We start from the raw sequence: 13,057 nt of genomic DNA, 5'->3' as shown, positions 1-13,057 counted from the left end.
ATAAAGCTAATGAACTAATCATGATGACGATTAGTGCTGTCCACAACTTTAATTGTCTCTTCATACAAACTAACTCCATTCTACTCGCCACGGCTCCTAGAACAGAACCTGGCAACCTGACAATCATGCACTGAAAAAATAGTGTTTAGACTCATGGCTTTGCGTCCTTCCCTTTCGGTGAAGTTTGCCTTTTTCAGTTTTTTCTTACTCATTATCATACGCGGCTAGCAACGGTTTGTCTGTAGGTATAATGCATAATTGTCACATGTATGATCAGGTAAAAACGATAAAATACAGGTTAAATTTACTAGTCAAATATAAAAAAACGTAGAGTACTTAAGCCTCTACGTTTTCCTTTTCATTTTCAAGCATTTTGTGTAAATAATCGATAATTTCCCGAATGCCCTCTAATGAATTAACCAGTATTTTTGGATCAACATATGTTATCATACGATTTTCTAGATTAGCTACAGCTGTAAAGTAGCGCGTTTTACTATAATTGACAAGACCCAATTGTTGCAGTATGGAATCATCAAAATCAAGAATTTCACGAGCCTCTGTAACAAGTAATCCATAATTGACAACGTCCGTATTCATCACAATAATACGAGCAGTTGCTGTATTGGAGGAGCGGTTGTATAGTATTCGTTCAAAATCGAGAACGGGTACAAGCTCACCTCGAATTCTTGTAAAGCCTAGAAGATAGTTCGGTAAATGAGGAATAGGTGTTACATGCTCTAATTTTTCAATTGATATCGCTTGCTCTACAGGTACCGCATATTCCTCTGTCCCACAAGCAAAAACGACTGCTTTGACACTTTCCATGCGTTCACATCCTTCTATTCGACTGTTATTTTTTTGCAGATTCCTTGACGATTTCAACGAGTAAATCTGCTAATTTTTCTAATTCTTCGACTGGTATTTTTTCATTTGTTGTATGAATATCCTCGTATCCGACAGATAAATTCACTGTAGGAATACCAAATCCTGCGATCACATTCGCATCCAATCCTCCACCAGAAATACCTAATGTTGGTGTACGGTCAATATTGCGAACAGCTTCCATAGCAACCTGCACAACTTTATCTGTTTCTGTTACACGGAATCCAGGATACATAAGCTTCACTTCCACTTCTGCACGTGCGCCTAATGAAGCGGAAACTTGTTCAAATGTTTCCTGCATATGCTTTGTTTGGGCATCTAATTTAGCTTGATCAATGGAACGTGCTTCAGCTAGAATCGTCACTTCATCACATACGATATTCGTTGCTTGGCCACCTTCGAAGCGTCCAATATTAGCTGTCGTTTCCTCATCTAAACGCCCAAGCTTCATTTGAGCAATACACTTAGATGCTACTGTAATAGCGGAAATACCTTTTTCAGGAGCAACCCCAGCATGTGCCGTTTTGCCAATAATCTTTGCAAAAATTTTCGCTTGGAATGGTGCGGCTGTTACAATCCCACCTACTTTGCCATCACTATCCACCGCAAAGCCATACTTTGCTTTAATGTTAGATGGATCTAACTCTTTAGCACCAGCAAGACCGCTCTCTTCACCAGCGGTAATAATGAATTCTATATCTCCGTGCTCTATATCTTGCTCTTTTAATCGCTTGACCATCTCAAAGAGTGCTGCTAGGCCTGCCTTATCATCAGCACCTAAAATTGTCGTACCATCGGATACGATATAACCATCATCACGCAGGGATGGTTGAATGCCTTTCCCTGGAACAACTGTATCCATATGAGAAGTAAAATAGATTGGCTCCACATCTAGAGTACCTTTTAAAGTGGCGATAATATTGCCTGCTCCATGTCCATTACGCGTATGTGCATCATCTTGGATGACTGTAAATCCAAGTGCAGTTAATTTATCTACAAGAATTGGTGCAATTACTTGTTCATGCTTTGTTTCTGAATCAATTTGAACGAGCTCAAAAAACTCTTCTACTAAACGACTTGTCATGTTGTAAAACTCCCTTAGTTTACGTGTTCTTCCACGTTATAGTATACGTATTATTTTAGCACAACGTCAGAAGAGTTGAAATCACTTGAACAATCCGACAGACTAAAAGTCCGAGAAAAAAATCCTCAGACTTTCCTTAGACATTTAAAATAGCCTCTTTTTCTTCTATTATCGTTTGTAGATAGCTCACTGCTTTGTTATGTTTATCCCGTAAGCGCCAAATTGTATTATGTACATCATCTTGCACACGTGATACCTGTTCCCTTGCAGTTGAAATTTTAGAATGGACAGACCAGGCTGAAAAAATATCATCAAAGAAGTAGTCAGCAAATTTAACGAAACCATCTGTCTCCACATGGAGTGATTTTGTTGACATCTCATGAACATCCAATAATTCATTATGAAAACGTTGCAAGGCAATTTGAGCACTGTGTAAGTAGTTCTCCGATTGATCGAGTGCATCGTGCTTTAAGTGAGTGGCAATGAGTCCACCGCCAAAAAAAGTATCCCAAGTGGAGTATCCGCTGGCAGAATGTAATGAAGCTGCCGCTTGCCCTAGCTTTGTTAAGGCTACTTCTCCTGCTTCCTCAGCTTCTTGGATTTCTGTTATCAGTTGTTTGGTTAACATTTCTTCATTTGCTAAATGCTCTAGTCTAGCTGCTTGTGCTGGATCATGAAGCTGTAAGTACTTGTTCTTTTTTGAAAGTACCTGTTTCAGTGCTTGTTGTAAGGCCACTTCATCTATTTGCGTTAGTTTATGCTTTACTTGAATGTTATCTTCAGTTAAGTCAACTTGCATTTTTTTTGCTTCATTCATCTTTAATTCAAGTACCGCTGCTTTATCAATTTTTTCTGCACGAAGCTCATCTTGTTGTCCAGTCCACGTACGAATCATATTCATAAACGAGAAACTATCTAATTTATCCAGTTTGGATCGAATTTGATTGAGTGCTGCTGTATGTTGGTCTATTTCCTGTTGTGTAAGTTCAATTTGGCTATTCAGTAACTGACTTTGCTCCTTTAATCTGGATGCTTTTCTTAGTTGTGCATGAATCTTTTCTTGCTCTGTTTGTAATTGCTGCCATTCCATTCATCTCAACTCCTCTTATCTATCAGTACGGATGACAAGGAAAAATGTTTCATTTAAAAAAAGAAAAACCTAGTAACTATCACGCTACTAGGCTTGTTTTTTTATAGTGGAATGTTACCGTGTTTTTTCTCTGGACGAGTTTCGTGTTTGTTTGCTAGCATATCTAGTCCTTGAATTAGCTTAATACGAGTATCTCGAGGATCGATAACATCGTCTACCATTCCACGTGAAGCTGCAACATAAGGGTTTGCAAATTTTTCTTTATATTCTTCAATTTTGGCAGCACGTGTCGCTTCTGGGTCATCCGATTTCGCTATTTCACGTGCAAAAATAATGTTCGCGGCACCTGCTGCACCCATAACAGCAATTTCAGCATTTGGCCAAGCAAATACCAGGTCTGCACCAATAGATTTAGAGTTTAAGGCAACGTAAGCGCCTCCATAAGCTTTACGTAAAATAACTGTAATTTTTGGTACTGTCGCTTCTGAATAAGCATAAAGGATTTTCGCACCATGACGAATAATACCGCCATGCTCTTGTTTAACACCTGGGAAGAAGCCAGATACGTCTTCAAATGTGATGATTGGAATATTGTAAGCATCACACGTGCGAATGAAACGAGCCGCTTTATCAGAAGAATCAATATCTAATCCACCTGCAAGTACTTTTGGTTGGTTACAAACAAGTCCAACTGATTCACCAGCAATACGTGCAAAACCAACAACTACGTTTTTTGCAAACTCTGCGTGAACCTCCATGAACGAATCTTCATCCACTACTTGTTCTACAACTCTTCGTACATCATATGGTCGCGTTGTTTCAATTGGCACTGTATCCACGATTTCTGGACGGTAGTCATCCCCTTCAGGACGTGCTTGACGTGGTGCCTTTTCTTTATTATTTTGTGGTAAATAGCTTAATAGTTTCTTAATTTGATCAATTGCTTCTTCTTCAGATGGTGCGCGGAAATGAGCGTTTCCACTTACTGCATTATTGACTTTTGAACCACCTAAATCTTCAGCGGAGATTTTCTCACCCGTTACGGTTTCGATTACTTTAGGTCCTGTAATGAACATTTGAGATGTTTTATCAACCATTAGGATAAAGTCAGTAATAGCCGGAGAATATACCGCTCCACCAGCACATGGTCCCATAATAACAGAGATTTGCGGAATCACCCCTGAATAAATCGCATTACGGTAGAAAATGTGACCATAACCATCAAGAGAAAGAACACCCTCTTGGATACGTGCGCCACCTGAATCATTGATGCCGATAAATGGTGTACCATTTTTCGCAGCTAGGTCCATTACCGTCGCCATTTTTTTCGCATGCATTTCACCAAGAGCTCCACCAAACACTGTGAAATCTTGAGAGAATAAGTATACAGGACGGCCATTGATTTTTCCGAAACCGGTTACAACACCATCACCAGGACCTTCCATTTTGTCCATCCCGAAATCTACTGTACGATGCGTAATAAATGGATTGATTTCAAAAAATGTGCCATCATCTAGCAATAATTCAATACGTTCACGAGCTGTTAATTTTCCTTTTTCGTGCTGTTTGTCGATGCGCTCATAGCCACCACCAAGTTCAATTACCGTCTTACGATCATATAAATCATTGATTTTGTCGAACATATCCATATTGATCACTTATCCCCTTTTCCACTTTTATCACATAATTCATATAACACACCGAATGAAGATTTCGGATGCATGAACGCAACCTCTGCACCACCAGCACCTGGCCCTGGCTCGTCGGATAATAGACGTACACCTTTCTCCCGAAGCTCTGCCATACGCTCACGAATTCCTGTCACTCCGAAGGCCACATGATGAATGCCTTCTCCACGTTTCTCAATAAATCCATGAATGGCGCTCTTTTCACTCATTGGTTCTAATAGCTCTATTTTTACGTTGCCTGCGTCGATAAATGCCACACGAACCTGTTGAGATTCTACTTCTTCTACTTTCAACAACTTTAAACCTAAAGTTTCTGTATAATATGTAATGCGTTCATCAAGATCGCGCACCGCAATCCCAATATGGTCTACTTTCTCCATGGTGACATCTCCTTCTGTTATGGTACATACTCTATTTTACAGACTTTTTTGTCAAAACTCTACTACTTGAGAAATTTTTCAGATTTGCTAAACTATTTATAAGAAAAGAAGGAGCGAACGAGCATATGAGTAATAAAAAGTTTCAAAAAATTGTTGTTTATAGCATGATAGCGATTATGCTAATCTCATCTCTAGCATTCGGATTATCTATGCTAGTTTAAGGCAAGTCACAAGCGTCCACACTACTGTGGGCGCTCTTTTTTGACCTTTAAACCCTTAAATGATTGCTTTATTTCTAAATACCTGTCCATTTCCTCTATAAACTGATAGAGGGCTGCCTGGGCGATAAATTGCTCATGATTTTGTGGTAAAGGTAACTGTGAAAAATCATGTTTAACCTGCTCTAACTTTTCTCGATAATGTCGCGCTGTATTTCCAGAGTGAACATGCTCACCAAGGTCTTGTAAAAAATCTGCCACAATTTCAGCCTCTTGTACTATAACAGGTAATGTTGTAATTTTTGGAAGTACTCTTTCAATAATTTCTAACTGCCGCTCACGCATATCAAAATACTTGTAGTAATCATTTTTTCGTCTCATAAAATGATTTTCAACATCTTTAAATGCTAAAGACTTGGCATCATCTAATGTTTTTATCGCTTCTATGATTTCATGCCCATCCCACAGCATATCTCCTTGTCGTAAATAGCTTGCAATTTCTATAAAAATCTTACTATAAAGCTCCTCAATTTTAACTCTATAGTAATTTAATTCCTTTTGAATGTCTGGCATATACATATTAATGGCAATTCCCGTTCCATAACCGATAGCCATTAATGCTAATTCATTATAAACAAGTGCCAGCGAAAAACCTTCAGCAGCGTATATATGCATAATAATGACGACACTGGAAATAAATCCGTCTGCAACTTTTAACGACACGATGGTTGGTATAAACAGTATTAACATACCCGCTAATGTAAGTGGATGATAAGCAAAAAGCTCAAAGCTCACAAAAGCAAAAATCATCGCAATAATACTTGAGACCAATCGTGTATATGCTGCATAAATGGATTTCTTTTTCGTAGGCTGCACACATAATATGGTTAGAATACCAGCAGATGCATACGAGGCTAAATCAAAATATTGAGCAATGGCAATTGCAATTGCTGCACCGATTGCTGTTTTTAACGTTCGATAGCCGATTGAAAACTTCTTCAGGCCGACTGCCTCCCATCCTTTAGTACTCTTCACTCATATAGCTAATCATTTAGCCAATATTACAAAAATTTTAATAATAACGGAACTCACTATATATGGAGATAAGTAGGTAGCCTACATAGATAAAGTTATCTATGTGGCTATTCTACTTACATTTAATGATTTTTCTTATACAAGAATAGAATTACAGTTCGTCACAGTATTCTTCAAAGTTAGCTTGTAAATTTGTTACAACTGACATTGGGTCATGCCCTTCGATTTCATAGCGACCAACTTCGGCTACTACTTGTCCATCCTTTAAAAGCACGAATGATGGTGAAGAAGGTAAGTGATCTTCCCCGAAATGATAACGTGCTGCTGCAGTAGCTTCTTTATCTTGCCCTGCAAATACTGTTACTAAATGATCTGGGCGTTTATCGTAATGTACGCATTGTGCAGCTGCTGGACGAGCAATACCACCCGCACAACCACATACTGAGTTAACCATAACTAATGTAGTACCTGGGCGAGCAAACGCCTCTTCAACAGCTTCTGGTGTTTTAAGTTGTTCGTAACCAGCTGCCTCAATTTCAGCACGTGCTGTTTTTAAAATTTCCTGCATAAATAAATCGTAATCCATATTCATATAGCGATAGCTCCTTTCAAGTCGGCGTCATTTTAGCTTTATTTTATATAGTTGGTATTTGACGCTCATACATCTCTTATCATAGCAGTTTGCAAAGAATTTGTGCACCTTCTTGCTCAACACAAATCACTTGATTTTACTAAGATTTCAATATGACTAGTTTACTTGTCTTCCTGCTCTTCGCTAAATAAACGATCAACACCCTGTGTGACTGTCAATTGTCCGCTTAAAATTTGGCGTTCAAGCAGCTGTACATGGGCTTTTCGCTGTGGATTCCCATAAAATAAATCAATTAGATGATCAGTAATCATAGTTTGGAACCACTCTTTTGTTTGATTTTGACGTCGAGTAGCCCAATATTGATTGTCTTCCACAATTTGTTTGAATTGTTCAATTGTCGCCCAAACCTTATCAAGTCCCCGTTTTTCTAGTGAACTCACTGGCATCGATGTTGACATCCAACCAGGTGTGGCAGGCTGTAAAAAATGTAAAATTTGCTTATACTCTGCAACTGTTTTTTTGGCTAAACGAACATTATCACCATCCGCTTTATGCACGATAATAGCATCCGCTAATTCCATGATTCCTTTTTTCATGCCTTGCAGCTCATCGCCAGCCCCTGTTAAAACGAGTAATAGGAAGAAATCAACCATCCCACGGACATAGGTTTCACTTTGCCCAACACCAACGGTCTCAATTAAGATCACATCATAGCCAGCCGCTTCACAAACTAACATTGTTTCACGTGTCTTTTTATGAACACCCCCTAGGGTACCTGCTGATGGGGATGGACGGACAAATGCAGTAGGCTTCTTGACGAGCTCCTCCATGCGCGTTTTATCCCCAAGAATACTTCCTCCGGATAATGAAGAGCTTGGATCAATCGCAAGGACAGCAACTCGTTTCCCCATTTCACAAAGCATTGTTCCGAAAGCTTCAATGAAGGAACTCTTCCCTGCTCCTGGAACACCTGTAATGCCTATTCGAATACTATTCCCTGTATGCGGGAGCAGCTCCTGTAATAGCTCTTGTGCTTGCACTTTATGGGTTGCATTAGAGCTTTCTATGAGGGTAATGGCTTTTGACAAATGGGTGCGAGAGCCCGCACGTACCTGTTGTGCAAGCTCTCGTATATTCAAATTGTCGGCCTTTTTCTTTCGGAATTTTTTCGGTGTACCATATTGCATACCGTCGTGAGTTGCCTCGACTCCGTCCATGACAAATAGCGCACTGTCTTCCATTTCTTTATTTTTGTCCATTATTCAGACACTTCCTCATAGCCTAAACGTTTGTAGATTTCTTCTATAATTTTTTGTGCGGATACAGGAATTACTGTACCTGGTCCAAAAATAGCTACTGCGCCGGCATTATAAAGGAATTCATAATCTTGCGCTGGAATAACACCGCCAACGATAATGATAATATCTCCGCGTCCTAATTTTTCAAGCTCTGCAACCAATTCAGGGACCAATGTTTTATGACCTGCTGCTAGAGATGATACCCCAATGACATGAACATCATTTTCAACAGCCATTTGAGCTGCCTCAGCTGGTGTCATAAATAATGGTGAAATATCCACATCAAAGCCTAAATCAGCATAGCCTGTTGCAACAACTTTAGCACCACGGTCATGTCCATCTTGTCCCATTTTGGCTACTAAAATACGTGGACGACGACCTTCATTTTCAAGGAATTCTTCTGTCATTTGTTTTACTTCTGCAATTTGCTCCTCATCAGAGAAGTTTGCAGAGTAAACACCAGAAATAGAGCGAATTACGGCCTTATGACGTCCAGAAACCGCTTCGATGGCATCAGAAATTTCACCTAAAGAGGCACGTGCACGCGCTGCATCCACTGCTACAGCAAGTAAGTTTTCTTCCCCATCTTGAGCAGCTTTCGTTAAACGAGCTAAATGTTTTTGCACTTCCGCTTCATCTCGAGCTGCCTTCATTGCTTCTAAACGTTCAATTTGCTTTTGGCGTACAATTGTATTATCGATATCGAGAATATCAATTGGCTCTTCTTTTGCTAAACGATATTTATTTACCCCGACAATGGTTTCCGTTTTAGAGTCGATTTTCGCCTGACGTTTAGCCGCGGCTTCCTCGACTTTCATTTTTGGAAGTCCAGTTTCTATTGCTTTGGCCATTCCGCCAAGGGCTTCAATTTCTTCGATTAGTGCCCAAGCGGATTTTGTGATTTCGTCTGTTAATTTCTCGACGTAGTATGAACCACCCCACGGATCAATCACTTTCGTCATCGCTGTTTCTTCTTGTAAAAATAGCTGAGTATTACGAGCGATACGGGCAGAGAAATCGGTTGGAAGGGCAATTGCTTCATCTAGTGCGTTCGTATGAAGAGATTGTGTATGCCCCATCGCAGAAGCATTCGCTTCGATTAGCGTACGTGCAACATTATTAAATGGATCTTGCTCGGTTAAAGACCAACCAGATGTTTGTGAATGTGTTCGCAATGCTAATGTTTTTGGATTTTTTGGATTAAACGTTGACATCATCTGTGCCCAAATACGACGTGCTGCGCGCATTTTAGCAACTTCCATGTAATAGTTCATGCCAATTGCCCAGAAGAACGATAGTCGAGGCGCAAATGCATCAATATCAATCCCTGCTTTTAACCCTGTACGTACATATTCCAAGCCATCTGCTAATGTATACGCAAGCTCAATGTCATTTGTTGCGCCTGCTTCTTGAATATGGTAACCAGAAATCGAAATAGAGTTAAATTTAGGCATATACTTTGCTGTATATTCAAAAATATCTGCAATAATTTTCATCGACATAGCTGGTGGGTAAATATATGTATTACGCACCATGTATTCTTTTAAAATATCGTTTTGAATCGTACCTGCTAATTTCTCTGGAGTTACCCCTTGCTCTTCCGCTGCTACAATATAGAATGCAAGAACTGGTAATACTGCTCCATTCATTGTCATAGAAACGGACATTTGGTCTAACGGTATTTGATCGAAAAGGATTTTCATATCCTCAACAGAATCGATAGCTACACCAGCTTTCCCTACATCCCCCGTTACACGTGGATGATCTGAGTCATAGCCTCGGTGTGTTGCTAAGTCGAATGCTACAGAAAGCCCTTTTTGCCCCATTGCCAAGTTTCGTTTGTAAAAGGCATTAGATTCTTCAGCAGTTGAAAAACCTGCATATTGTCGAACTGTCCACGGACGAGCTACATACATGGTAGGGTATGGACCACGTGTATTAGGTGCAATACCAGCTACGTCGTTTAAATGTTTAGCTTCCTTAATATCTTCTTTTGTATAGATATCTTTAATTTCAATTCCTTCATTCGTCATAAATTTGTCTTCAGACGCTTGAGGTGCTTCAGTTGTTAAAACTTTTTCTATTTCTACTGCATTAAAATTTGGCTTGCTCATCGTTGGACCTCCTTCATGCTCGCGAACACAGACTGTAATTTTTCAATGATGTTCTGTCCTGCGAAAATAAAGCCGTTTAAGCCATTTGCTAACCATACTTCTTCTTCGTCTTTAAATTTACCAGCAACATCTACTATCACATCTGCTGGTTTATTAGCTAAAATGGCTGGTACAAGCTCTTTTGTATCTTCATCATTACCTGCAATCACCACATATTTAGCCTCTGTTGCCTTTAGCCATGCTACTGCCTCTTCAACAGTTGTTACTGGCTCGCTTTTTTCGGGAACTAGGCCAACCGTATTTAAGAAACCAGCTACAAAATCGGCACGTGGCTTAGCGCTTTTTAATGTACCTATTGCTAGAATGCCTGTTTGGACATGGGCTGCTGTCATTTTTCCACGCAGATTTTCAAATGGAATGGCGATACGCTTAATGTCAGCAAATAATGGATTTGTTTCCTGTTCAAGGGCATCGGCTGGATTAGCATAAATGTTTGTTCCAATTAATGATTGCTTGCGTGTTTCTGCAGCATTTATACGAGTTCGATAGGATTTTTCTATTTCCTCTGCCAGCTTACCAGATGCTGTGTATTCATCAATTCCACCGGCTGCCTCAATTTCTAAAAATAATGCCCATGCTTCTTTCACAAAGTCCGCTGTTAACGACTCAATGAAATAAGAACCGCCTGCAGGATCAGTTACTTTCAGGACATTTGTTTCTTCTTTTAAAATTAATGATACATTACGGGCAATACGAATAGATTGCTCTGTAGGATTCGTTAATACATCATGTGGATGAACAGTAAAGAGGTCGGCACCACCGATTAATCCCGAAAGCGCTTCATTTGAAGAACGCAATAAATTGACATAAACATCTAATTTAGAAAAGCTTCTTAACGATGTCTCGGCAACTGTTGGGATTTTTACATTGTTTGACACACCATAAGCAGATGAGAACGCTTTCCAAAGTACTTTAAAAGCACGAAGTTTTGCAATCTCCGTAAAGAATTGTGTATCAATAGCAAACGAGACAAAAAACTTCTTCGAAAAGGCTTCAAAGCTATCTTCCTGCTCGGCAAATTTTGCTGCTAATGCAAGTGCATAGGCTAATTCTTGTACTGCATTGGCACCTTCATTATGATAAACAGTTGTATCTGCACTGACTGAGCGCACGCTCGGAAAAGCACCTAAAGAAATAGGATCTTTCGAAACAATGAATCCTTTAACTGCCTCTCGTTGATCCTCTACTATATGATCGAATACTGCTAATAATGGGTCTTTTGAATTTTGAATAGTAATTTTAAATGAATATTCAGAGAAATATGATGCTAATTTGACCAATACTTCTTCTGTCCAAACAAAATTCACACGGCTATCAATCGTAATAATTTCATTGCCTCGTGCTAAACTATCTTCAAGTTGAGCAAAAAAAGCTTCACTTGTATCAGCATGAATTTGCTGTGCCACCTGAAAAACTTGATTATTTTGTTGTGAACGGATTGTGGCAACTTGTAAATCAAGCTCTTCGCCAAGCTTTGCTACTAAGCTTTCTTGTGTGTAAAGTGGCTGTAGTGTAACACCTTCATTTGTTTTCGTAAATAGTGACTCAAATGGTTTCCCTTTTAAAGCTTTGATTGCTGCATCTTGCCAGTCTGAATAGGCTGGTATTTCAAATTCAATATTTTTCATGTTGTTTGACATGCGGACGCTAATCAGCTTCCCCCCTTAGTAGTTTCTATTTGTTATTCTACATGACAAATAGCGACTCGAAAAGCATAAAAAAAATCGGAAACCTTTATACAGCAGGTTTCCGACGAGTCATCAGTAGACTGACGTTGAAGATTTATTCGTATTTTCGAGTATTTCTTTTACTCTATTTAGGAATTTGCCACATACAAGTCCATCAAGTACTCGATGATCTAATGATAAACATAAATTCACAATATCACGAGCAGCAAACATTCCACCTGGTAAAACAACTGGTTTCTTTACAATACTTTCCACTTGTAAAATTGCTGCTTGTGGGTAATTGATAATACCCATTGATTGAACTGAGCCAAATGCTCCCGTATTATTAACTGTAAATGTACCACCTGTGATGTCATCCATTGCCAATTTTCCTGTACGAACTTTTATTGCAAGCTCATGGATTTCTTTAGCAATTCCTTTAATGGATTTCTCATCAGCGTGTTTTATAACAGGGACAAATAAGGCATCATCTGTCGCTACCGCAATCGAGATATTGATGTCATGCTTTTGGATAATTTTATCTTCTGCCCACATCGAATTCAACATTGGGAACTCCTTCAAGGCTTGAGCAACTGCTTTTACAAAGAAGGCGAAATATGTAAGATTAAAGCCTTCTTTTTGCTTAAATTCATTCTTTAAGCTATCACGGTAAGCTACTAAATCTGTTACATCCACTTCCATCATCATCCAAGCATGTGGCGCTTCATGAACGCTTCTTACCATATTATTTGCAATGGCACGGCGCACTTTCGTCACTGGAATTTCAATATCTCCTGGGTGAACAGGTTGTGCTGGTGCTGCTGGTTTTTCTGCTTGTTGCTGCTGAGCTGGTGCTACAGTAGCATCTGATGTTGTTTGAACAGCTGATGGTGCTGGCACGACATCATTTGCTGTTGGAATATTGCCAGTTTCAATGAGCTTAAGCAGA

Annotated in this window: 12 protein-coding genes and 1 riboswitch; of the genes, 1 reads left to right on the top strand and 11 read right to left on the bottom strand. The window is 39.4% G+C overall.

Annotated elements, in window-relative coordinates; all coding sequences use genetic code 11:
- Positions 1–107: 107 nt before the first annotated feature.
- Positions 108–199: riboswitch (cyclic di-GMP riboswitch) on the bottom strand.
- Positions 200–336: 137 nt separating this feature from the next.
- The 5 genes from ABC382_RS24665 to mce form a co-directional block, all read right to left on the bottom strand.
- Positions 337–825 (bottom strand): chemotaxis protein CheW, encoded by a 489-nt coding sequence (locus ABC382_RS24665; RefSeq protein WP_274793599.1) that lies wholly within the window; start codon positions 823–825, stop codon positions 337–339.
- Between the two features lie 25 nt (positions 826–850).
- Positions 851–1,966, bottom strand: a complete 1,116-nt coding sequence (locus tag ABC382_RS24660) for a M20/M25/M40 family metallo-hydrolase (RefSeq protein WP_412928339.1) — start codon at positions 1,964–1,966, stop codon at positions 851–853.
- Between the two features lie 136 nt (positions 1,967–2,102).
- Entirely contained in the window at positions 2,103–3,056 is a 954-nt protein-coding gene (locus tag ABC382_RS24655) for a coiled-coil domain-containing protein (RefSeq protein WP_274793601.1), read from the bottom strand.
- A 101-nt stretch (positions 3,057–3,157) separates the two neighbouring features.
- On the bottom strand, positions 3,158–4,705 hold the full coding sequence (locus tag ABC382_RS24650) for an acyl-CoA carboxylase subunit beta (protein WP_274793602.1): 1,548 nt from the start codon (positions 4,703–4,705) through the stop codon (positions 3,158–3,160).
- A gap of 5 nt (positions 4,706–4,710) precedes the next feature.
- Positions 4,711–5,124, bottom strand: coding sequence for a methylmalonyl-CoA epimerase (mce, locus tag ABC382_RS24645; protein WP_107949440.1), 414 nt, complete (start codon positions 5,122–5,124; stop codon positions 4,711–4,713).
- A 125-nt stretch (positions 5,125–5,249) separates the two neighbouring features.
- Between mce and prli42 the strand changes: the two genes are divergently transcribed.
- Entirely contained in the window at positions 5,250–5,345 is a 96-nt protein-coding gene (gene prli42, locus ABC382_RS24640) for a stressosome-associated protein Prli42 (RefSeq protein WP_155273190.1), read from the top strand.
- 21 nt (positions 5,346–5,366) lie between these two features.
- Here prli42 and ABC382_RS24635 read toward each other — a convergent pair whose 3' ends face one another.
- The 6 genes from ABC382_RS24635 to ABC382_RS24610 all read right to left on the bottom strand — a co-directional run.
- Positions 5,367–6,377, bottom strand: a complete 1,011-nt coding sequence (locus tag ABC382_RS24635; RefSeq protein WP_274793603.1) for an aromatic acid exporter family protein — start codon at positions 6,375–6,377, stop codon at positions 5,367–5,369.
- Between the two features lie 151 nt (positions 6,378–6,528).
- Positions 6,529–6,969: a BrxA/BrxB family bacilliredoxin gene (locus tag ABC382_RS24630; protein ID WP_274793604.1), complete on the bottom strand. Its 441-nt coding sequence runs from the start codon at positions 6,967–6,969 to the stop codon at positions 6,529–6,531.
- Between the two features lie 161 nt (positions 6,970–7,130).
- On the bottom strand, positions 7,131–8,228 hold the full coding sequence (gene meaB, locus ABC382_RS24625; RefSeq protein ID WP_274793605.1) for a methylmalonyl Co-A mutase-associated GTPase MeaB: 1,098 nt from the start codon (positions 8,226–8,228) through the stop codon (positions 7,131–7,133).
- The gene (scpA, locus tag ABC382_RS24620) at positions 8,228–10,381 is read right to left on the bottom strand and encodes a methylmalonyl-CoA mutase (RefSeq protein WP_274793606.1); all 2,154 of its coding nucleotides are present in this window, start codon (positions 10,379–10,381) and stop codon (positions 8,228–8,230) included. Before scpA ends, meaB begins: the two co-directional genes overlap by 1 nt.
- Entirely contained in the window at positions 10,378–12,081 is a 1,704-nt protein-coding gene (locus ABC382_RS24615) for a methylmalonyl-CoA mutase family protein (RefSeq protein WP_412926517.1), read from the bottom strand. Before ABC382_RS24615 ends, scpA begins: the two co-directional genes overlap by 4 nt.
- 120 nt (positions 12,082–12,201) lie before the next feature.
- Positions 12,202–13,057 (bottom strand): dihydrolipoamide acetyltransferase family protein (locus tag ABC382_RS24610; protein ID WP_412928338.1); only part of this gene is annotated, 856 nt, incomplete at its 5' end.

The organism is Lysinibacillus phoenicis, assembly GCF_047238325.1.
Taxonomy (GTDB): domain Bacteria; phylum Bacillota; class Bacilli; order Bacillales_A; family Planococcaceae; genus Lysinibacillus; species Lysinibacillus irui.
Note: the sequence above shows the minus strand (reverse complement) of the source record. Positions and strands in the feature narration are given on the sequence as shown.

What these genes read in the sequence shown, in the direction of transcription:
- ABC382_RS24665 (WP_274793599.1), bottom strand. Translation starts at nt 825, where the DNA reads ATGGAAAGTGTCAAAGCAGTCGTTTTTGCTTGTGGGACAGAGGAATAT.
- ABC382_RS24660 (WP_412928339.1), bottom strand. Translation starts at nt 1,966, where the DNA reads ATGACAAGTCGTTTAGTAGAAGAGTTTTTTGAGCTCGTTCAAATTGAT.
- ABC382_RS24655 (WP_274793601.1), bottom strand. Translation starts at nt 3,056, where the DNA reads ATGGAATGGCAGCAATTACAAACAGAGCAAGAAAAGATTCATGCACAA.
- ABC382_RS24650 (WP_274793602.1), bottom strand. Translation starts at nt 4,705, where the DNA reads ATGGATATGTTCGACAAAATCAATGATTTATATGATCGTAAGACGGTA.
- mce (WP_107949440.1), bottom strand. Translation starts at nt 5,124, where the DNA reads ATGGAGAAAGTAGACCATATTGGGATTGCGGTGCGCGATCTTGATGAA.
- prli42 (WP_155273190.1), top strand. Translation starts at nt 5,250, where the DNA reads ATGAGTAATAAAAAGTTTCAAAAAATTGTTGTTTATAGCATGATAGCG.
- ABC382_RS24630 (WP_274793604.1), bottom strand. Translation starts at nt 6,969, where the DNA reads ATGAATATGGATTACGATTTATTTATGCAGGAAATTTTAAAAACAGCA.
- meaB (WP_274793605.1), bottom strand. Translation starts at nt 8,228, where the DNA reads ATGGACAAAAATAAAGAAATGGAAGACAGTGCGCTATTTGTCATGGAC.
- scpA (WP_274793606.1), bottom strand. Translation starts at nt 10,381, where the DNA reads ATGAGCAAGCCAAATTTTAATGCAGTAGAAATAGAAAAAGTTTTAACA.
- ABC382_RS24615 (WP_412926517.1), bottom strand. Translation starts at nt 12,081, where the DNA reads ATGTCAAACAACATGAAAAATATTGAATTTGAAATACCAGCCTATTCA.